Below are 21,481 nucleotides of genomic sequence, written 5' to 3' on the forward strand. Positions count from 1 at the left end.
CGCTTTGCGTCAACTGTCGATGTTTTCAGGAGAAACGGCGAGATTTTGTGCAGCTGCGAGCGGCACTCAACTACAGGCGATCACATGTGCAAAGGAGCCGCTGACCGCCCCTATGGTTTGCCCAAGATCGCCAAGTTGATTGCCAGCGGCATCCTCAGCAGAAAACAATCGTGCGGCCTTTCCTTCCGACATGATACTTGCATAGTGAAATTCATGTGCCGTCAGGGGACGGGTCCAGGCAGCACCTTTCAACGGGCGCAGCTTGCGGTATCCGAGGTGGCGCTTGCGCGCCTTGAACGACGTTTCCAACGGAAGAAGCCCGAGCATCCGGTGGCGAATGCCCTCTGCATCGATCATTCCTTCGCCGAGTGTCATGTAGCCGCCGCACTCGCCGTAGATGAGGCGCTCGGCATTCGCTGCTTCTGTCATGCCGGCGAAAAACCGCGTCGCGCTGGCGAGCTTTCCCGCATGTAGTTCCGGATAACCGCCAGGAAGAAAAATCGCATCCGCGCTGTTGTCTGGCGCTTCATCGGCAAGTGGTGAAAAAAAGGATAGCTCAGATCCACTTTCCTGCCAGTGTTTCAGGAGATGCGGATAGGCAAAGGCGAAGGCAACATCTTGCGCAACGGCAATTCGCTGGCCAAGCGGCTCAGGCAGATCGCGGGACCGCCGCTTCGCGTCACTGAGTTGAACTGCCTTATGCGCCAAAAGGTCCAGATCTATTCTGTCCCGACAAACGCCTGCAGCCCCCTTCAAAAAAGCGTCTAGGTCCGGGTGTTCGTTCGCCTGCACCAGCCCAAGGTGGCGTGCGGGAAGACCAAGAGCATCAGACTTTTCGATGGCCCCAAACACCTCGACCTCGAGCGGTGCGAGCGCATCACGCAGCATCCTTTCGTGCCGGGCACTGCCCACCCGGTTCAAGATGACACCCGCCAAATCGATGTCTGACCGGAAAGTGCGAAAGCCGTGAACAAGTGCGGCGACCGACTGAGCCTGTTTTGCGCAGTCAATGACGAGAACGACGGGAATACCCAGCGCAACAGCGAGATCTGCTGCAGAGCCTTTGCCATTTGCAGCACCGTCGAAGAGGCCCATGGCTGCCTCAACGATCATCAGTTCGGCGTTGTCTGTCTGAGAAAGAGCTAGAGAATTGAGCGTGTCAGGTGTCATGGCCCAGGCGTCCAGATTGACGCAAGGTTTTCCACTGGCCGCCTGGTGAAAGCGTGGGTCGATATAGTCCGGACCCGACTTGGCTGAGACGATCACCTTGCTAGCGTCTTTAAAGGCACGAAGAAGCGCAAGCGTCAGAGTTGTCTTGCCAGCACCGGACGTCGGTGCGGCAATCATCAGGCCCTTTGTCGTGACAGGTGCAGCTTCAACCGGCATCGGCCGAACGGCGGCCGGACCGCAGCTCCAGCGGATCACTATCCAGCATCTTGCCGGTCATTGCTCCGAGCCAGTCAAGGCCACTGCGCAGCCGTACGACTTCGCCGACGACCACAATTGCCGGCGGAGCCATCCCTGAAGCCTTGGCGTCTTCGGCACACCGACCCAGGCTGGTTTCGAGGATTTCCTGGCCGTCAAGAGAAGCGTTGCAGACAATGCCAACCGGCTCAGCTGCGGATCGTCCACCCGCCATGAGTTTTCCGGCAATCGTTTCCAGATGCTTCATTGCCATATACATGACAATAACCGGCGAACCTTTGGCGATGCCCTCCCAGTTGATGGCGTCCGGGGTCAGTCCAGACTGGTCGTGTCCTGTCAGAAACGTGACGGCCTGATTGCAGTCGCGGTGTGTCGCTGGAATTCCGGCATAGGCAAGACCGCCGATACCTGCTGTTATTCCAGGTATGATCCGAAACGGAATTCCAGCCTCGACCAGTCCGAGCGCTTCCTCACCGCCACGGCCGAAAACGAATGGGTCACCACCCTTCAGTCGCAACACCCTTTTGCCCTGACGCGCGTAATCGATCAGCTTCAGGGTGATGTCACGCTGTTTGGGACTGGGTTTGCCGCCCCGCTTTCCCGCAAAGTCCGTAACCGCATCCGGTTTGACCCAGGCAAGGATGCTGCTGTCGACGAGCGCATCGTAGACCACCACGTCCGCCTGGCGCAGGCCGTTCAAGGCATGCAACGTCAGCAATCCAGGGTCACCCGGGCCCGCACCGGCCAGCCAGACCCAACCCGGCTCAAAATCCGGTAAGCCTTTGGGCAAGCTGTTGTTGTCGCTCTCTGCGTTCATTATTCCTGTTTATCTGTCTTGGACGCAAGCGCCAAGCGATTCCACGATCAAAATCGGCCCGAATACGACATTTCATCGCTTATATATTGACGAGCGCGCAAAGCACGGCATCTTCCGCTATAGAGGAACGATGTCGAGAAATGAGCCCAAAGAGTTGCGACGCGGTTGGACGACCGGCGCCTGTGCAACGGCCGCAGCGAAAGCGGCCTATGAAGCACTTCTCACGGGCACCTTTCCGGACCCTGTTGAAATCACGCTGCCAAAGGGCGGCACAACCCAATTCGCGCTGACGCGCCACGCACTATCAGGCAACACAGCAACCGCTTCCATAACAAAGGATGCCGGCGACGACCCTGATGTGACGCATGGCGCGCTGATCACATCAGCTGTCACGAGATTGCCACCGACTGAAGGTGTGAAGTTCAGGGCCGGAGAAGGGGTTGGCACGGTGACACGGCCCGGCTTGCCGGTTCCTCCGGGCGAACCCGCGATCAACCCCGTACCGCGCCAGATGATACAGGCGGCCATTGCGGAAGTCGCCACCAGACATCGGGCTGCCGGCGACGTTGAAATCACCATTTCCATCGATGGTGGAGCTGAGCTCGCGCAGAAAACCATGAACCCCCGACTGGGTATCGTGGGAGGGCTTTCGGTTCTTGGCACGACAGGCATCGTGCGCCCGTTTTCCTGCGCAGCGTGGATTGCCTCGATCCATCGGGGTATTGATGTTGCCCGGGCGATCGGATTGACGCATGTGGTCGGTGCCACCGGATCATCTTCGGAAGATGCTGTTCGCGGTCGCTACCAACTGGATGAAGCTGCCTATCTGGATATGGGCGATTTTGCGGGCGGCCTTTTGAAATACTTGCGCGCCCACCCCGTGGACAAGCTGACGATGGCCGGCGGATTTGCCAAGATGTCGAAACTGGCCCAAGGCGCGCTCGACCTGCATTCAGCGCGCAGTTCCGTCGATTTCTCGTTTCTGCAGGGCCTTCTCAGCGAAGCGGCGGCTCCCGCATCCCTGATCGAAGCCGCCGCATCGGCCAATACCGCCAAAGAAGTGCTTGATGCGTCTCTGGCAGAAAATATCGACCTGAGCTTGCCGTTGGCGCGCAGGTCAAAGGCAGCGGTGCGCCGGATCCTGAGGGACGCCCCTGTTGCGATCGAGGTCCTGATCACGGATCGGCAGGGACTTGTTCTCGGAGAATGTGGATTTGACACGGACACTTGACCACATCTTGCTGCTTGCCGGAACCTCCGAGGCACGACAACTAGCAAAGTCTATTGCTCAACGTTTTGCCGCGGTCAAACTGACAGTATCCTTTGCGGGCGTTGTCAAAGATCTGCCTGATCTCGGTGTTCCGACCCGGATAGGCGGATTTGGAGGCGTTGATGGTCTTGTCAGCTATCTTCAAGAGAAAAGTGTCGACCTGATCATTGATGCGACGCACCCCTTCGCTGCCCAAATGAGCCGGCATGCCGTTGACGCTGCCGGTCAGACCGATACGCATCTCATCCGCCTGGAGCGGCCCATATGGCATGAAGTCGACGGTGACACCTGGCAACATGTTGCCTCGACAACCGCTGCAGCTGAGGCGCTGCCCAAAAAGTCGCGCGCGTTTCTTTCAGTCGGGCGAAAGGAAATTGACAAGTTCACCTATCGAGACGACTGCTTTGCACTGGTGCGAATGATTGAGCCGCCCGAACGACCGTTGCCCGATCACTGGCACTTGGTTCTCGAACGTCCTTCCAAAAGCGTCGATGCCGAACGACACTTGCTCAAGCACCACAAGATCACGCATCTGGTGACGAAAAACAGCGGTGGAGCCTCCTCCTACGCCAAGATCGAAGCAGCCCGGCAACTCCAGGTCCCTCTTCTCATGATCAAGAGACCGGCGTTACCGGACGCCGACACGGCTTCCTCGACAGCCGAGGTTCTGAAATTTGTCGAACAGTTCGTGGATGGTTGCGACTAGCCGCCAAATCTGAATTTGAACACAGCGGACGCAAATCTCGGAATTCCAACGACGTAGCGGCGAAACAAACGTCTCGGCTCCTGCAGCAACCTGAAGAGCCATTCCAATCCAGCTGCGCGAACAATCTTCGGCGCGCGGGCAACGGACCCCGACATGAAATCGAAAAGCGCTCCAACACCGATCGCTACTTTCACATTTAGATTCTGTCGATTTTGAACGATGAACTTTTCCTGTCTCGGATTGCCCATGGCAACCAGAATAAGATCAGGCATTAGCGCACTGATCTCCGCGCATACCTCCTGGCAATCATCCATATCGAAATAGCCGTTTCTGCAGCCGACGACTTCGTGTGCAGGATAGGTTTTCTCGATATGTTTCCGAGCCTGCTGTAGTTGCGTTTCCTCAGCTCCGAGCAGGTAGATGCGCAGGGAAAGACCAATGTCTTTCAAGACATCGGGCACAAAGTCCGTGCCATTGAGATTGTCAGGAAAAGGGCTCCCGTTCAGAAACCGGCTGGCGAGATCAATCCCGATCCCGTCGTTCAACAAGGTCATGCGATTGAGTGTCGCCGCATATTCCGGATCGTCAATTGCGGTCAGGACCGTATGAGCATTGCAAATGGCAACATCCAATCGCTCGCCCCGAAGGACGGCCGACCGGATCAGTCCAATCGCTTCCCGACGATTCAGGCGCGAAATTTCCAGCGGTCCAATTTCCATTGTGTTGATCCACGGTTGCAGATCCAACTCAACCTTGTTCATTGCCAAAAAAATTCCAATGACGGCCAATTGCCGAGCTAACGATTGTTCTTATGTAAGTTACGAGAGTCTTATGTCGAACATTATTAAATTTATTTAATTCCTCTCGCTATTTGCTTTTAGGATTAATGGCCTATTCTTAGGACCGTCATGTTTTATTAGGCAGAAGTAACCGAACATATACCATGTTCCGAGATCGCACACCGGCAGACGCCTGCCGAATATTTGCGATGCGTTAATCATGTTTGTTTACGAATTTCCTGACCCAAGATGGTTGAAGCATGCTCACGCATCTTTGACTGGCCGGAAACACGACAAGACCCGAAATTGCTCCTGACGCAACAGTGCAGACAACATCATGATCGATATCACGGACATACCTGCACTTCTGAAACGCAATATCTTCTGGCTGCTTCTGTTTCCAGTCCTTTTTGCCGGAATAGCGTTTGTCTTTGTTGCCTTGAAGACCCCCGTCTACGAGACGAGAGCCGAACTTCTTGTGCAGCCGGAAGGAGCGCAGATCATATCCAACAATCCGGTGGGGACGGCCAGCAACCAATCCCTCCAGAGCATGGATCTGGACAGCCAAACGCACATCATATTGTCTGCAGCCGTTCTGAACCAAGTCGCCAACTCTCTTGGACTGGACGATTCGCCCCAATTCCAGCAACCGGGACTGAGACAAAAAATTCTCGGCGGTTTCAGCTCCAACCGGTCATCTGCGGAATCAAGAGAGGCGACGCTTGAAGCCCTTCGCGAAGCGCTCAACGTCTACCGGATCGAAAGATCACTGGTGTTCGTTATCGTGGTCAAGCACACAGATGCGCAACTTGCGGCGGCAATCGCGAACGAGACCGCAAACGCTTATATCGAGCAATCCAGAACGAACCGTACCCAGTCGCTAGCACGAGCAAGCGAAAGCCTGAGTGAACAGGCAGAACAGTTGCGTGGCCGCGTCGAAACAGCCGAGGCCGCCGTGGAAGCCTACAAGGCACGGCAAGGCCTGATCAGCACCGCCGGCGGGTCGGTTGTCGACCAGCAGCTCGACGCTCTCAACAACCAGATCACAGAAGCCCGGGTTGCGATGGAAAGGGCCAAGGTCATCAATGATCAGATGGCATCTCTAACTCTGGCGGACGTTGAAGCGGGCGTCGTTCCCCAAGATGCGATCAGTTCGGTTCTGAATTCGTTGAGGGTCCAGTATTCGCGTATTGCCCAGCAGGAAGCTGAGGCTGCAACAACGCTTGGCGCCAATCACCCGACCTTGCGCGAATTACGATCGCAAATGAACAATACCGGACGTCAGATCCAGTCCGAACTTCAACGTATCAAGCAAACTGTCAAAGGCCAGTTCGAGCAGGCACGCCTCACCTTGAGCGGCCTGGAGCAGCAATCCAAGAACTTGCAGTCGCAGAACACACTGCAGGGCAAAGCACTTATTGAATTGCGCCAGCTGCAAAGCGAGGCTGATGCCAGCCGCAGTATCTATGAGGCATTCCTGAAGCGCTCAAGAGAACTGGAAGAACTTCCGGAACTGGACGCCAACAGCTCCAGGATACTTTCGGAAGCTCCGGTGCCATCCTCACCAACCGGACCCAACAAGATCGTTGCCCTTGGTGCTGGTAGCCTGTTCGGGTTTGTATTTGCGGCTGCCGGTGTGATCGGCCTGGCCCTTCTGCGCGGTAACCTGACCAGCGAACGCGCTGTCGTGACCGGAACAGGCGCTCCGATCCTGGCCAATATCTCCGCGCCGGCCAATGACCGCGGAAGCGGGTCCGCACTGACCGGATGGTTGGGAAAACCCGCGTCGTCAATTCAAAAGCAGAACGGAATTGCACGCACCCGGGTGGCCTATGCTCTCCGGCAGGCATTTGCAGACGAAAAGCCAGCCAACGTGCTCGTTCTGTCTATCGGGAACACGGGCAACACATCTCGCTTTATCCGGAATGTCGCTGTTGAATTGCATGACATGGGTGAAGAGGTGCTCTTTGCTCATACCGTCGGAAAACGCCGTGCAGATCAATCGTCAGACAGTACCGAGGCCTCGGCCAACCCAAGAGTAAATACCCTCAATAAGTTGGCCATGAACCTTTCCGATCAGGGTCTTGCAATCGCGGCCAACGATAGCGACCTCGGTTCGGTGTCGCAGAGGAAAGGCTTGTCGAGCTATCTGCGTGTCGAGCAAATCGATACAAGACGAAAATACGCAGCCAACGCAGATCTCGCTTCCAGCTATGACGACTTTCTGCTGATCGACGCCGGTAACATTGATGCCAGCCCGCTGCTGCCTGTCCTTTTGCGCCATTGTGATGGTATCATTCTGATCACAGCGCTTGGCGAAACCAGATCCAGTGACTTTGAGCGCACAACGGCCTATCTGGAGCCCTGGCAAGACCGGATCATCGGCAATGTTGTACTCTCAGCTGTCTGACCGGCCAGCCTTTGCCGGAACACTGCAGGACATTGAAGAGCGTCGCTACCAACTCTGGCTGAAAGCTATCAGCGCAGTTGTTATCGCGACCCTGACCTTCAACTTCCTGCTGGCGGTTTTCAACACAAACTTGATCGGAATCTCTGAAAGCCACGTCATCTTGACCGAGCTCGCCTTGATTGGCTGCGCGCTGCTGCTCGCCATGAGCCGCAATCCTGCGCTCTATGTCATTCTGGCGCTTTACCTGAGTTACATGGCCTTCATTCTTGCCTTGCGTCCGGAACTTGATCTGAAAGCCATTCGCGACTTTCTCATCCCGATTATCTTCTATTTCATTGGACGCAAATTCCAACGGATAGAAGACGCTGACAGGCTGGTTTGGACCTGTACCTTCATTGTTCTGGCAATCGGATTCTTCGAATTCCTTTTCCTGGATCTCTACACGCAGGCCGTTGATATCTTTGGATATTACGTTGCGCGTGGCACCTTGGAAATCGATGACAACTTTATCGAAGGTTCGAATTTGTTTGTCTCGAGCACCCGCGTCGGAGGACGAAACTTCTTTGACTTTCTCGGTCAGATCAGAGCTTCTTCGGTCTTCCTGGAGCCCGTTACGATGGGCAATTTCGGAGCATTTCTATGCCTTTGGGCGCTCTTTCGAAAAGGCATGCATCACCGTATTCTGCTCCTGGTACTGGCCTTTGTCGTCATTGTCCTCGCGGACGCCCGGTTCGGAATGTTCGTGTGTTTCTTCCTGTTCGTTGCAGCAGGCGCTGCCTATCTCGTCCCAAGATTTCTTTGGTGGTGCCTGCCGCCGTTGATCGTATTTGCTCTGGCTGTGTTCGGTGGTCTCTTTCCCGACTTGCCCTGGGCTGACAACTTCATTGGACGGCTCATCCATGCAAGTCATCTGCAGCAGCTGATCACTCTGGATGCCTTGTTCGGTTTGCGGCCGGATGTTCCCTTTCTTGCCGACAACGGTTTTGCCTATTCCATCGTCAAGTGCGGGATTATCGGTTTGCTGGCCCTCTGGACGCTCTTTGTCTTTGCGCCTTCCAACAGCCAGCAAGCACTTCACTTCAAGGCCTTGGCCGTTGTCTATATTTCCTTGCTCATGACCGTTTCCAATTCGTTCTATTCGATCAAGCTGGCAGCCCTTTTCTGGGTCGCTGCAGGAGCGGCAGACATCATGAAGTCCTCAACAACCATCACGCGCCGACAAGACGCCGCTGCAAAACCCACTGCGTCGAACCACGATACCCGGAGCTTTTGGAGCACACGGGAACAAAATCGTCAGAGCCTCAGGGCGCGAGTATAAAGGTCGTCGTATTTTTTCGCAGTGTGTGGCCAGCCGTACCGTTGAACGGATTGAACCGCACGCTCGCGCAAACTCTGATCAGAAAGAAGGTCCTGTAAAGCCGAGTCTACCGCAATTGCCGTTTTCTTCACGTCTTCAAAGTCACATAGCCGGATGAGTGGATTGCTGTCGGAAAGCGATTGAAAGGCCTGATTTGCATGAACAACGGGAATGAGACCCGCACTCAAGGCTTCAATCAACACCAGGCCAAATCCCTCATAATCTGAAGCGCTGACGAACAAGCTGCATTGACCGATCAGGTCACGCAGCTGTTGGTTGCTGAGACCAACATGGACATAAACCTGGCTGCCCAGCCCGAGAGACTGTGCTCGTGACAGAATGTCATTCTTTGTGAGATCGGATTCAACACCCGCCACATGCAGGGTCCAGCTGTCGTCGGAAGTCGACAGGGATTTCATAAGATCCAGCAACAAGTTCAAGCGCTTGTTCGAAGAAAACCTCCCGAGTGTCAAGAGTGTTTTCCGGGGTTCAACCGAAGCCGCTTCGCCGAACTTTTCAAGATCAACTCCGTTTTCGATCAGTTCGGTGCGCCTTGGCGCGATCTTTCGAAACAGATCGAAGTCGCTTTGGCTGCAGCAGGCAATGCCCGAATACTGGGATGAGGACAATCGCGTCAGCGAATTGAACCAGACCTGCTTCAAACGCGCAAACCGGGCTGTGTGAAAAAAGCCGCCATGCGTTGTCGCAACCAGGGTTTTCCGGTGCCAGAACCTGCTCAGAGCAAGGGCATCGTAAAAAAAGTCCACGGCATGGACGTGCACCAGATCAGCGTCCTTGATTTCACCCAGGACCGACGGAGCCAGAGGGTATCTGGTGCTTCCGCGAAACGGAATGCGACACACCTCGATGCCGTCAATGATCTCCCGTCCCGGAAGTCTGGCGCTTAAGTCCGTGAACAATCTGTCCAGCGTGACAACCTTGAGACCGGCAAACCGCCCATTTTGCTTGGCCGCCAGGTTCCGGACAACGTCTTCAAGGCCACCTATATTGGGAGCATATTGCCGAACCACGTGAACAACACGCACATCGGAGAAATCAGCAATGCCGTTAAGTATCTCGTCTGTGTCGGGTTCATGTTTCATATATCTTTTCCGGCGAAAACATTTGTGCTCAAGCACTTTCCGCGCAAGGTAACATCCGTCCTTCAACAAGATCTTTATGATCATATCGCCAAACAGCGCTTACCCGTCTATAGCCTTTATGAAATATCACCGCCCAAAACTGACCTCATCAAAACGCATCCCGCTTCCGGGACGTTTCGTTGCCGGCGCTCTTGCTACGACCCTGCTCGTCGCGGCTATTTCGCATCCGGCTTCCGCACAAAGATGCCTTCGTGGTGTCAACCTTGCGGGAGGTGAGTTTGGCGGATCGCAGGGCGAGTACGGGCAAAGCTACATTTATCCCTCTGACGAAACTCTGGACTGGGCTGCATCTCGGCAGATGACTGCCATTCGGCTTCCCTTCAAATGGGAAAGACTTCAACCCCAGTTGAACGGTCCGTTTGACAGCGCGGAGCTTACGCGCCTGGTTGATGTGGTCCGGCAGGCAAACGGACGCGGACTCACAGTTGTTCTCGATCCGCACAATTACGCCGAGTACGAGAACGATCGCCTGGGCAAAGGCAAACTGACAGCGGCCGACTTCGCAAATTTCTGGTCGCAACTGGCACCCATCTTTTCCGGAAACCCGCTGGTCGTTTACGGATTGATGAACGAACCAACGGACATTGGATCTGCGGTGTGGTTCGAAGCGGCGCAGGCGGGTCTCGATGCCGTTCGAGCGACGGGTGCGAACAATCTTGTTCTTGTACCGGGTAATGTCTGGAGCGGCGCTTCGCACTGGTTCGATGATCAGGAAGGTGGCTCCAATGCCGAACTGTTCCAGCACATTTCAGACAGCGCCGACAATTTCGCCTTCGAATTTCACCAATATATGGACGACAATTTTTCCGGTACCAATCCCACCTGTCCAAGGGTCAAAGACGCAATTCTGGCGCTTGAAGGCGTAACGGGTTGGATGCGGCAATATGGGTACAAAGGTTTCCTGGGTGAATTCGGTGGGACCAGTTCACCCGATTGCCTGGAAGGACTTGACGATTTTGGCGACTACCTGGCCAGTCAGAGCGACATCTGGATTGGCTGGACAGCCTGGGCAGCCGGTGACTGGTGGGGAGATTATCCCCTGTCCCTGCAACCGGACAACGGGATCGACAAACCCCAGATTGAAGTCCTCAAACCATATTTTCAGGATCTGGACCAGCAATGCGGGTGAAACCTGAGCAGCGACTGAGGCTGAATACGGAAGAGGTTTATGGCAGATAAGATCCTCATCGTTTCCCGACACGATTATCGAACCGAGTGGCGAGCCAGCCTGCACTTCCTTGCGGACGCTTATCACGCTTTGGGCAGCTCGGTAAAATTCGTATCCGTCGGTTTCAGCCCACTATCCTTGTTGTCTCATGATCACCGCAAAGCGCTCTCAAGCGATGCCAACAGATGGCAAACCAGGAACGGTATAGAGTGTTTCTTGTGGCGCTCTCCGATACATCCGTTCAACCGAGGGCTCGGCAGCCTCGCTTTCCTGACCAACAGTCTTTTCAAATGGTGGATCAACTCGTCTTGCTCCGAAATGGACCGGGCGTGTGAGACAGCCGACCTGATCATCGTGGAATCGGGAATAGCGGCGGCGTTGGTCGGGCGGATCAGGCGCTGTGCGCCAAATGCAAAGCTCATTTACGTGGCATCCGATCTTCTGGAAACCGTGAACGCTCATCCCTTTATTGAAGAGCAGCTCTACCGCGACCGATCCGCCATCAGCCACATAGTTGTCGTCGCCCGGGCCATGGCCAAGCACTTCCAGGATTTTGGCTGTCCAGTTCACTTCGTGACACATGGCATTTCAAAATCAGATTTCGATACAATTGGCCCGAGTCCCTATTCAGGAGGCAAAAACATCGTCACAGTCGGATCAATGCTTTTCGATCCGACGTTTTTCGAAGTCGCATCCGAAAACTTTCCGGACATTCACTTTCATCTGATCGGTACGCCCAAACTTGAAAACGGTGCAGAAAACATCACCGAGTATGGTCGGATGGAGTTTACGGAAACGCTTCCCTATCTGAAATATGCCGATGCTGGCGCCGCGCCCTATCACGACATGGAGCATGCAGACTACCTGGTCGATAGCAGCATGAAGCTCATGCAGTACGACTATCTGAAACTCAATGCCATTTGCCCGGATTTTGCGGCTGGCGAAAAACCAAATCGCTATGGCTATAGACCCGGCGACACGGCCTCCGTGACCTTCGCAATCGAAAACGCTCTTGGCAGGCCTTACACGGAAGGCAATACCGAGGTTCTCGATTGGAAAGATGTGGCAATCAGATACAGGGACTTTTGACCGACCTGTTGCTCAACGTGTGTTTTACAGCTTGTTCGAACACAGCCTGTTCTACCGAAAAGCAGCACTGTTCCGTCCTGTTTTTGCGAAATCTCCCGCACACTCATCGGCGACATTCAAGAAAAACGGCCATACGAAATCTTAAACGAATACGCATAAACAAGACCCAAATAAGTACACCACGTTACAAGTCGGAGGGCATTCGTCTCCGATCCTTGATGCAGAGGCCCCTGGGCCCAAGAACAAGTCTGGCCCGGATTCAGATGACTGTAATTTCGACTGCGAAGAGTATGGCCTGATGGCGTCCATGCTTCGAAATTCGGTGGTGAACACCACAGCTGGCGTTCTCTCCATGTTCATGGGGTTCATCTGCAGCATCATTGTGGCCCGCACGCTTGGCGTCGAAGGCACTGGCATCGTGGCTTACGCCCTTTGGTTCATGACCGTTGCCACCGTTGTCTCGGATTATGGCATGCCGCAAGCAACATTGCGCTTCATTGCGCGTGACGTATCCGGCGATCATCTTCACAGCGCCCTATTGCAGACTTTGCTGTCCCGTTTTGTTGTCACAACGGCGATCATGGCAGTCGGAATAGGAACCTATGCACTTTGGCTTGCCAGTGGGAATGACGCACGCGGATCATCCGTCTGGCTTGCCACAATCGTTCTCTTTTTTAGTTACGCCTATTCGACAATTTCCATCGGCGCAGCACAGGGTCTTGGTCAGTTCGATCGCGCTGCGAAGATGACGTTGACGGGCTGTGTCTTGCAGTTTTTCTCGGTGCTGGGCGGTGCTTTGCTTTTCGGCCCCGTCGGCGCAATTCTCGGACATGCCACACGGCACCTGCCGCAGGCTCTCGATCTCAGGCGCTACCTTGGTCAAACAGCCGAGCGTGTCCGCGAGATCCCGGCTGATGTCAAAATCTACGCGCGCAACAACTGGATATCGGGCAGCGTCTTTGCCCTTTTCGGAGCCCGGATCGAGCTTGCACTTATTGGTTTCTTTTTCTCTATCGCCCAAGTGGGTTACTATTCCATCGGCCTGACAATGTCTGGCATGATTGCGCAATTGGCCGTGTTCATTCTCGCCTTCGTGGTTCCCCAATTCGGAGCAATGCACGACAACGCCGACGACACTGCCTTCGCCAGTGCCTTTCAGGAAACGATTAGATGGCTTGGAATTGTCATCGCTCCCATCGCCATTGGCGGTGCCTCCATCGCGAGCGAGCTCATTCCGGTCGTCTTCGGGGAAGACTTCGCCCCCGCGGTCTGGCCGGCGGTCATATTGCTTGCATTTGCAATCGCACAGGCACTTGCATCTGTCATTTCACGCGCGATCCTCGCCAAAAACCGGAGCACTGACGAGCTTCGCATGATGCTGGTTTGGTGTGGCGCAACCACTGTGTCGCTGCTGATCACCGTACCGTCTTACGGTCAGTTGGGAGCCGCCTGGATTCGCGGCGGTGCCAGCATTCTTCTGTTACTGATGCTGAGTATCTATTGCCATCGCGTCCTTCAGCTCCGTCTGCCCGTGCTTGCCCTGATGAAATCGACCTTGGCGGCGGCTATTTGCGGGGCAACAGCAGCCTACATGCTTACCATCGTCTCCGGACTGATCGGTCTTCTGATCGCCGTCAGCGCTGCCGCACCAGTTTATTTCCTGGCACTGTTTCTTCTAAGGGCGGTCACCTGGAAGGAAATCCGACCGCTGTTCGATGGGTTGAAAACTCGCATGAGATCGTCAAAAGCTGACTGACCTGGCTCGTGGTTCCTGCTCTTTGCAACTTCTATTAATGCGTTATTAGCCTGAGATTTCTAAATTGAAGCCAACTCTATTGGTTTTCGCATCAGTGCGAGATCAACTGATCGGCGCATTTGCGTTTTGCTTAAGAACATCGAGCACAAGTCTTTGCGACGATCTGAAAACAATGCAAATCGGAACTATTGAAGCAATGTCTATCGGAACCGTATTCGGCGAACGCTTTGGACCCATTTTGCAATCGATCGGAACCCTGCTTTCAAAGCGTGTTTTGAATACACTCTCCGTCGGCTTCTACTCGGTCATCATTCTTGGAACCCTGGCGCTCGCCTATTTCAATCCGGTCTACAATTGGGACATCCTGGCCTATGTCGGGATCGCGGTGGAAGACAGGCTTGAAACGGCGGAAGAAATTCACGCGACCGCTTACGGTGAAGTTCAGGAAGCCGCTTCGGAGCTTCAATTCTATAAAGTGACTGCATCTATTCCCTATAGGGTTGGCCAATATGAGAACCCTGACCACTTTGTGTCGCTGTTCCCCATGTACCGGGTGAAACTGGCCTATGTCGAAGCAATCAAGCATCTTGGAGACGTCGCTGGCCGCGTGCATGCCACAACGCTGATTTCTACGATTTCAGCAGCGTTGGTCGGTGTCTTTGTCATTGCCTGGAGTTTTCGGCGAAACTTCGTTCAAGGCCTTCTGATCATCGGACCCGTCTCGATACTGATCGGCTATGTCTTTTCTGCCAGAGAAGCGACACCTGACCTGATGATGGCGGTATTTACCCTGCCAGCGATCTATTTTGTCTGCAGGGAAAAGCCATTCTTTGCAGCACCGTTTCTCATCCTTGCCTTTCTGGTCCGGCCGGATGGTATTCTATTGTTCTTCGCATTGCTCCTGGCAGCGCTCGCGGTGAGTAAATATCGGCTGGCCTATCTGGCCCTCTTTATTGCCTGCGTGTGTCTTTATTTCCCTGTGACGGGCTCTGCGGAGCATCCGGGCTGGTGGCCTCATTTCTATTTCTCAAACATTGAATACCAGGACGACATGCGCGGGTTCAACCCAGCCTTTGACGCCGTCCTTTTCATCAAAGCGCTGCTGATCAACCTTGCGCGCACGGTACAGGCCTATGATTGGCTGATGTTACTGGCAGTCTTTCTGCTCGGATTTGCGCTGTTTATCCGCAACGGTTTCGAGATCTCACGCGGTCAATGGATGGCGGTTATCGCCTTAACACTTTGTATTGGCGGAAAATTCGTCACCTTTCCGCTCCCGGATGATCGCGTTTATCTGCCCTACATGTTGCCCCTGTTGCTGGTCCTGATGGAAATCTGGAAGCCGGAATTTTCTGTCGCGCAGTCCGGAACCAAACGGGTTTCATAGGCCGATATTGCTTTCAAACTGCTCACTCGGGCAGATGCCTGAATGCCAAGCCATTGTCCACTTGGAAGCCTTGCAGACGGGAGGCTGGTTATCGTGACTGTCCGAACTGCCAAGCCATGGCAAGCAGAGACACGACCTGAAAGACAAAAAACCCGCTTCGAATGAAGCGGGTTTTCATATTTGAAGCGCACTGACATTGACTGCCAGATCGCACTCAATTTGCTCAAAACTAACCGGCCTGCGATTTGATAAAGCCGTTCACGATGCTGACAATGCCTTTCGACAAGAGGTCGTCCAGCGCATCACAGAACGTATCAACGTTGTCCATGGTGCAGACGAGTGGTGGCTCGAGGCGAATGACATTGCGATTGTACTCGGTGAAGGCCACCAGAATGTCGTAATCGCGCAGAAGCTGAGCTCCAATGAAGCCAGAGAGCGAACCTTTCAGCTTTTCATCAAGCATGGCGAGAACCGGACGCAAAACCATAGGCATCGTCTTTGAGAAATCCTGAAATTCCAGTCCGACCATCAATCCTTGTCCACGGACATCCTTGATGATCTTCGGGTACTTTTCCTGGATCTGCTTCAGGCGCGAGATCAGATGAGCGCCGACCTGTGCGGAGTTTTCAATCAGATCCTCATCGTAAAGAACATTCAGACCTTCCATGGCTGTGACGCTTGCCTCGCCAATGCCGCCAAATGTCGCCTGCGCGTGGATCATCGCTGTTTTGGGAGAGCCGTAGGCTTTCATGTAAACATCGCGCTTGGCAATCATTGCACCAACAGCAGCCTTGCCCGCACCGAGCGATTTTGCCAGCGCCGTGACGTCCGGAACAACGCCATAGTGTTCGAAAGCGTAGAATTTTCCCGTCCGGCCGTAACCGCATTGAACTTCGTCGGCCACCCAAAGCACATTGTGCTCATCGCACAAGTCTCTGACGCCTCTCCAATAGGCTTCAGGTGCCGAGATAATGCCACCGCCGCCCTGGACGGTTTCCAAAACAACGACGCCGATGTCTGGATCAGACTTAATGGCATTGCTCAGGGCCTGCAGATCACCAAACGGAACCTTCACCCGGTTGCCGACCAACTGGAAGTCGCCTTGATAGAGTTCAGAATCCGTCAGCGACAGAACGCCCTTCGTCTTTCCGTGAAACGAGTTCTCAGCGTACACAATCTTGCAGTTTTTCCTGCCCGAGGCCCGCTCGGCCACCTTGACGGCAGCTTCCATGGCTTCTGAACCGGTCGAACCGAGGAAAACCATGTCAAGGTCGCCCGGCGAACAGGCTGCCAGGTTCTTGGCAAGAGCTGTTGCATACTGAGAGAGAAACGCAATGGCGATCTCGTGCCTGTTTTCGTCCTGAAACTGCTTGCGCGCGGCGATCACACGCGGATGATTGTGCCCATGGGCAAGCGAGCCGAACCCACCGAAAAAGTCCAGGATCTTTCTACCGTTCTGGTCGGTGTAATACATCCCTTCGGCGGTCTCGATCTTGACCTTGTGGAAGCCGAGCAACTTCATGAAATGAAACTGTCCGGGATTGATATGGTCTTTGAACAGCTCAGCCATTGACTTGGTGTCGAGAGCCTTCGCCTCTTCAACCGTCATCAGGTCCGGTTTGGTGCTTTGCATCGGTTCTGCCTCAGGCATGTCCTGCTTTGTCGCAACATTAGCTAACATGGATAGTCCTATTCTGCAGGCTGAACGCTGCCGTGATTGGCACCGTTTCCGGCCGTTTTCTGTGATCGGTATTCGTCATATGCGGCGATCAGCATGTCTTCGTCGCGATAGGCTGGAACCCAGCCAAGGTCACGTTCGCCTTTTGAAACATCGAGAACGCACATCTCGTCAGCAATGAGATACTGTTCCGGATCCATCAGGGGCATGTTGATGGCGTCAAGGAAATCCAGGGTGCGCTTGACCGCAAATCCCCAGGTCGGCAGCAATATGGATTTGGATCCCGCATGCTTCACGAGGTCGCCAAGTAGCTTCTTGACCGGAGGCGGATTGATGGAGCCCAGATTATAGGCTTCGTTCGGGACACCTGCTTTCCAGGCGCGGTAAGCGGCATCTGCACAGTCGAACACTGAAATGAACTGATAAGGGTTCTTGCCGGACCCGATCATGGGCACCGGAAGGTTCATGTCGACGAGCTTGAAGAGCTTGGTCAGGATGCCAAGACGGCCCGGACCGATGATCAGTCTAGGTCGAAACAGAGTGATATCCATACCACGCTCGCGCCAGTCGGCTGCAAGAAACTCCGTATCCAACTTGGATTGACCATACTCACCGAGAGGTGCAACAGGATGATCTTCGGTCATTGGATAGGTGACGGTGTGGCCATAGACCATGTCGGTCGTGTAGTGCACCAATTTCTTGGCGCCAGCACGGTCCATCGCTTCGATGATGTTTTTGGTTCCGTCGTAATTGACCGGATAGAAAAAGTCGTGGCGTTTTGCGCGCACCTGGATCGGTGAAAGCATCTTGGCTGACAGATTGTAAACCATGTCTTCCGCAGCTATCGGAACCGCGGCGATAGAGGCCGGATCGGTCACATCGCAGGTAAGAAAAGTTGCCTTCGGATAGACAGACTGATTGTCATTGACGATATCGGCAACAATGACCTCTTCCCCGTCTTCCAGGAGCTTTTTTGCAAGCTGGCGACCGACGAAACCGTCGCCGCCGAAAAGAATATGTTTCACTTCGAAGTCTCCTTCAGGGCCGCAGTTTCAACCTGGGATTTTGCGTGGTTCTGATCGTGGTTGGATCCACCCTGCGCGATGAAGATCGTGCCAACGCAGATAAAGGCGATCCCGATGACGCGCATTGCGTTCAGGTCTTCCTGGAAAATGAAATAGGCGTAGACAGCCACAACCACATAAGCGAGTGACAAAAACGGATAGGCGTAAGACAGCTCTACCTTCGACAGGACATATAGATGTGATGCCATTGAGATCACAAAGGTGCAAAGACCCAAAAAGACGAATGGCGAGAACACGACCTGAAGTAGTTTGATAATCAGATTACTGGACAACCCGCTGAAATCACCCAGTCTGGTCATCCCGTACTTTAACATTATTTGTGCAGCTGCATTCGTCAGTACGGTAAATAAAATAAAAGGGAGGAACTTAGCCATACCCCATCGTCTCCACTCACTGTAAATTCTACCAACGCAACTATCGATCTAATTTGATTAAATTATCTTAATTCTGGCGCTATTTAACTTTGATATCACTGTATGAATAATAATGAGTAACTCTAATACTTAAATTTTCTTCATGTTATTATTGTTTGATTCACCATGTTACCTGCCATCCAGGACGGTTCTGCGCCAGAAGTCCGACATAAGCGCCGGATCCCTCAGTTCCTCGATCTCTTGCCAGTTGGGAAAGGAGGCCCTGAAAGTCGCACTCGACATTCTCCGATCCTTGTAAGGGTTCACCGCCCCCCCAGCCTGAATGGTGATGTCGTCGAGTTGCTCCAGCAACCGGTGTGTCACACCACCCTTGTTCGGAAAATCAAGCGTCAGCGTGAAACCCGGACGCGGAAAGCTCAAGATCCCCGGGCTTGGCAGTGAACCAAAGCGTTTCAGGACTGTCAGAAAGGACCCATGATGATTTCTTTGGGTGCACTCGAGGAGAGATTTTATGACCTCAAATGCATTTTCGGGCGGGATTACGCTCTGGTGCTGATGCAGGCCCTTTGGCCCATAAAGCCGGTTCCACCGCCCAATGCGGTCCAACGGAAAAAAGAACTTGTCAAAGGCGACCAGTTGCTCGGATCGGCCAACAGGAGCGCTTCTGAAGTAGCTTTCGTTGAAGAGCTTCAGGAATGGCCCTTGAAGGGGTGAGATCGGCGGAGTTAACGGGATATTCAAACGCGGTGCCGATTTGCGTTGCGGATGCTCGCCTTCAGCCGCATGGTCGCCGGCAATCAAGTGGCCCCGGCCGAAGTGCTTCCCTTTGACCAGAGAATCGATCCAGGCGACCGCATATTCATGCTGCGCATCTGCCTCATCAGCCAGCCCGAAGTAAGCTTCCAGATTGTCAAACCGGGTTGTCACCTGGCTGATCGAAGAGGAACCAATTTTCATCAATTGAATGGTCGCCTTGCGGATCAGGCCCGTGAGGCCCATGCCCCCGATCGTTGCATCGAAAAGACCACTCTCCTCATCCGACTTCAACAGGAGGGAACCCTGGTCCGATCTTTCGAGCAGCAGTTCCACGACGTGACAGCCGAATGTCCCACGCCTGTGGTGGTTCTTGCCATGAATGTCATTGGCAATGGCACCGCCAAGCGTCACGAACTGGGTGCCGGGAACCACCACAGGAAACCAGCCATGCGGTGCTACGGCTGCGATGATATCGCTCAAAAGGATGCCAGCGTCCGCCTCCAACAGACCCGAAGACCTGTCGAAAGACAGGATTCGATTTGCGGATTGTGACGTGATCGCGCTCCCGGCTGCATTCAAACAGCTATCGCCATAGCTTCTGCCATTGCCAAAGGGCAAAGCGCCATCCGATTTGACCTCACTGGTCAGATACTGATCAGGTGCGAGAAGACGCGGGTTTTTGACGGACAATCCGCCCCAACTGGCAATCCGCCGCATTTCTTTAGCCATGTGGGTTTACCAGGCTGCAGCAATCAGGAAAAGGACGGCACCGCAGCCGATCATGAATTGACTACGCCAGTCCTTCAGGATGAAGACGATCGGATCTTCATGCATCTCGCCTCTGCGTGCGAGGATCCAGATACGCATGATGATGTAGAGCACCAGCGGGCACAAAAGCCAGATGAGCTGCGGAATGGCATAAGCTTCTTCGATTACCGGACTTTGAATATAAAGCGCGAGAACCAACACTGCTGCAAAGCCGGATGTCATCCCTGCTTGCGAGATAGGTTCCAGATCAACATGACGGTAACCGCGACCGGTAACTTCCCTGGAGGCAACTTCGCCGACTTGCTGCAACTCGGTGAAGCGTTTCACCAGAGCAAGTGACAGGAAGAAGAACACAGAAAATGCGAGCAACCAGAACGAATACTCGATATCTGCCGCAGCCCCACCGGCAAGGACACGTACGGTGTAAAGACCGGCCAGGACAAATACATCGAGCAGGAGCATGCGCTTTATGGCGACCGAATACGCCGTTGTAATAAACAGGTAAAGCACCAGGATCCCGGTAAAGGCCAAGGGAAGGAAAGCGGAGATAGTGAAAGCAACCACAATCGAGCCAGCTGCCAGAAGCAAGCCGTTTGGAACGCTCAACCGGCCGCTTGCGAATGGACGATTGCACTTGGTGCGGTGACGGCGATCCGCTTCAAGGTCCAAGAGGTCATTGACCACATAAATGGCCGAAGCCGTGAGTGAAAAGGCTATGAAAGCCAGCAAACTGCTGACAAAGACGGACCCGACAAAAATCTCGTGCGCCAGAACCGCAGGCACGAAAATCAGAGCATTTTTAAGCCATTGATGCGGTCGCATGGCCTGTAGCGCAGCTTTGACTTCACTCTCTGTCGCATCAATTCGTTCAGCACCTGTTTTGCGTTGCCAGTTGTGCGCAACCCTGTCCGGTGCCACGACCGTCGCTTCAGACGCTTCCTCAAACAGGCAGACATCGTGATGTGAGTTGCCGTAATAGTCGAAGCCTTCGTCGCCGATCCGATCCCTTATCCGATCGAGCTTACGATGCGCCGTCAGGTTGGTCGTTTCATCGGATGCAAGCACTTCATCAAAGATCGCCAAATGCTCGGCAACGGCATCAGCAAGGGTTTCATTCGACCCGGTCGCCAGCACGAGCCGCCGGCCTGCCGCTTTTTCTGTCTTCAACCGTTCAACGACATCTGATCTGTACGGCAGGGTTTTGACGTCAATTTCTGCAGCCTCGGCAAGCCTCGCCTTTGTGAAGGCAATGCCGTGGCGCAACCAACCGAAGATCAGGAAAACAACAAAAGGCTTTCTGCGAAGCGCCTGAAAAAGGCTCTCCCAAAGAAGATCGCCTTTAATGAGCGTGCCATCCAAGTCTACGTAGATAGCTCGGTTTGTCGTTTCACAGCGCTGATCCATCACGCGGGAACCTTCAGTTTGAGCACTACCCCAAACATCTGGAACTCTTCTGTTAGACGAAGATTTCTGCGAACCAAATGCAATTCAAG

General features: G+C 54.0%; 17 protein-coding genes. 8 read left to right on the forward strand and 9 right to left on the reverse strand.

What is annotated here, in order from left to right; translation table 11 throughout:
- Window positions 1-66: 66 nt before the first annotated feature.
- Together FIV00_RS27355 and cobA are read right to left on the reverse strand one after the other, a co-directional pair.
- Window positions 67-1,386: a cobyrinate a,c-diamide synthase gene (locus FIV00_RS27355; protein WP_152504476.1), complete on the reverse strand. Its 1,320-nt coding sequence runs from the start codon at window positions 1,384-1,386 to the stop codon at window positions 67-69.
- Window positions 1,376-2,242: a uroporphyrinogen-III C-methyltransferase gene (gene cobA / locus FIV00_RS27360; protein ID WP_152503669.1), complete on the reverse strand. Its 867-nt coding sequence runs from the start codon at window positions 2,240-2,242 to the stop codon at window positions 1,376-1,378. The genes FIV00_RS27355 and cobA overlap by 11 nt, the downstream gene beginning before the upstream one ends.
- Before the next feature lie 130 nt (window positions 2,243-2,372).
- On the opposite strand from cobA, the gene FIV00_RS27365 reads away from it, so the two are divergent.
- Both FIV00_RS27365 and FIV00_RS27370 read left to right on the forward strand, forming a co-directional pair.
- Complete coding sequence (locus FIV00_RS27365; RefSeq protein WP_152503670.1) at window positions 2,373-3,473, forward strand: cobalt-precorrin-5B (C(1))-methyltransferase; 1,101 nt, start codon at window positions 2,373-2,375, stop codon at window positions 3,471-3,473.
- Window positions 3,451-4,218: a cobalt-precorrin-6A reductase gene (locus FIV00_RS27370; protein WP_371419558.1), complete on the forward strand. Its 768-nt coding sequence runs from the start codon at window positions 3,451-3,453 to the stop codon at window positions 4,216-4,218. Before FIV00_RS27365 ends, FIV00_RS27370 begins: the two co-directional genes overlap by 23 nt.
- Here the strand turns inward: FIV00_RS27370 and FIV00_RS27375 are convergent.
- A complete protein-coding gene (locus FIV00_RS27375; RefSeq protein WP_152503672.1) occupies window positions 4,215-4,979 on the reverse strand; it encodes a WecB/TagA/CpsF family glycosyltransferase in 765 nt (254 codons plus the stop codon). The two genes, FIV00_RS27370 and FIV00_RS27375, sit on opposite strands and share 4 nt — an antisense overlap.
- A 355-nt stretch (window positions 4,980-5,334) precedes the next feature.
- Here FIV00_RS27375 and FIV00_RS27380 point away from each other — a divergent pair, with 355 nt between their 5' ends.
- Window positions 5,335-7,407, forward strand: coding sequence for a GumC family protein (locus FIV00_RS27380; RefSeq protein ID WP_152503673.1), 2,073 nt, complete (start codon window positions 5,335-5,337; stop codon window positions 7,405-7,407).
- A complete protein-coding gene (locus FIV00_RS27385) occupies window positions 7,385-8,725 on the forward strand; it encodes a UDP-phosphate alpha N-acetylglucosaminyltransferase (protein WP_152503674.1) in 1,341 nt (446 codons plus the stop codon). The genes FIV00_RS27380 and FIV00_RS27385 overlap by 23 nt, the downstream gene beginning before the upstream one ends.
- Here FIV00_RS27385 and FIV00_RS27390 read toward each other — a convergent pair.
- The gene (locus tag FIV00_RS27390) at window positions 8,701-9,867 is read right to left on the reverse strand and encodes a glycosyltransferase family 4 protein (protein ID WP_152503675.1); all 1,167 of its coding nucleotides are present in this window, start codon (window positions 9,865-9,867) and stop codon (window positions 8,701-8,703) included. The two genes, FIV00_RS27385 and FIV00_RS27390, sit on opposite strands and share 25 nt — an antisense overlap.
- A gap of 76 nt (window positions 9,868-9,943) precedes the next feature.
- Between FIV00_RS27390 and FIV00_RS27395 the strand changes: the two genes are divergently transcribed.
- From FIV00_RS27395 to FIV00_RS27410, 4 genes are all read left to right on the forward strand, one after another.
- Entirely contained in the window at window positions 9,944-11,056 is a 1,113-nt protein-coding gene (locus FIV00_RS27395) for a glycoside hydrolase family 5 protein (RefSeq protein ID WP_209006730.1), read from the forward strand.
- A 39-nt stretch (window positions 11,057-11,095) separates the two neighbouring features.
- Window positions 11,096-12,184: a polysaccharide biosynthesis protein GumK gene (locus FIV00_RS27400; protein ID WP_152503676.1), complete on the forward strand. Its 1,089-nt coding sequence runs from the start codon at window positions 11,096-11,098 to the stop codon at window positions 12,182-12,184.
- 298 nt (window positions 12,185-12,482) lie between these two features.
- Window positions 12,483-13,940, forward strand: coding sequence for a lipopolysaccharide biosynthesis protein (locus FIV00_RS27405; protein WP_152503677.1), 1,458 nt, complete (start codon window positions 12,483-12,485; stop codon window positions 13,938-13,940).
- 196 nt (window positions 13,941-14,136) lie between these two features.
- The gene (locus FIV00_RS27410; RefSeq protein ID WP_152503678.1) at window positions 14,137-15,327 is read left to right on the forward strand and encodes a hypothetical protein; all 1,191 of its coding nucleotides are present in this window, start codon (window positions 14,137-14,139) and stop codon (window positions 15,325-15,327) included.
- A 229-nt stretch (window positions 15,328-15,556) separates the two neighbouring features.
- Here FIV00_RS27410 and FIV00_RS27415 read toward each other — a convergent pair whose 3' ends face one another.
- The 5 genes from FIV00_RS27415 to FIV00_RS27435 form a co-directional block, all read right to left on the reverse strand.
- A complete protein-coding gene (locus FIV00_RS27415; RefSeq protein ID WP_152503679.1) occupies window positions 15,557-17,008 on the reverse strand; it encodes an aspartate aminotransferase family protein in 1,452 nt (483 codons plus the stop codon).
- Window positions 17,009-17,016: 8 nt separating this feature from the next.
- On the reverse strand, window positions 17,017-18,030 hold the full coding sequence (locus tag FIV00_RS27420; RefSeq protein ID WP_152503680.1) for an NAD(P)-dependent oxidoreductase: 1,014 nt from the start codon (window positions 18,028-18,030) through the stop codon (window positions 17,017-17,019).
- A complete protein-coding gene (locus FIV00_RS27425; protein ID WP_152503681.1) occupies window positions 18,027-18,464 on the reverse strand; it encodes an EamA family transporter in 438 nt (145 codons plus the stop codon). The genes FIV00_RS27420 and FIV00_RS27425 overlap by 4 nt, the downstream gene beginning before the upstream one ends.
- 168 nt (window positions 18,465-18,632) lie before the next feature.
- Window positions 18,633-19,949, reverse strand: a complete 1,317-nt coding sequence (locus tag FIV00_RS27430) for an FAD-binding oxidoreductase (protein ID WP_247649294.1) — start codon at window positions 19,947-19,949, stop codon at window positions 18,633-18,635.
- A gap of 6 nt (window positions 19,950-19,955) precedes the next feature.
- On the reverse strand, window positions 19,956-21,392 hold the full coding sequence (locus tag FIV00_RS27435) for a UbiA family prenyltransferase (RefSeq protein WP_152504479.1): 1,437 nt from the start codon (window positions 21,390-21,392) through the stop codon (window positions 19,956-19,958).
- Between the last annotated feature and the right edge of the window lie 89 nt (window positions 21,393-21,481).

The organism is Labrenzia sp. THAF82, assembly GCF_009363435.1.
Taxonomy (GTDB): Bacteria; Pseudomonadota; Alphaproteobacteria; order Rhizobiales; family Stappiaceae; genus Roseibium; species Roseibium porphyridii.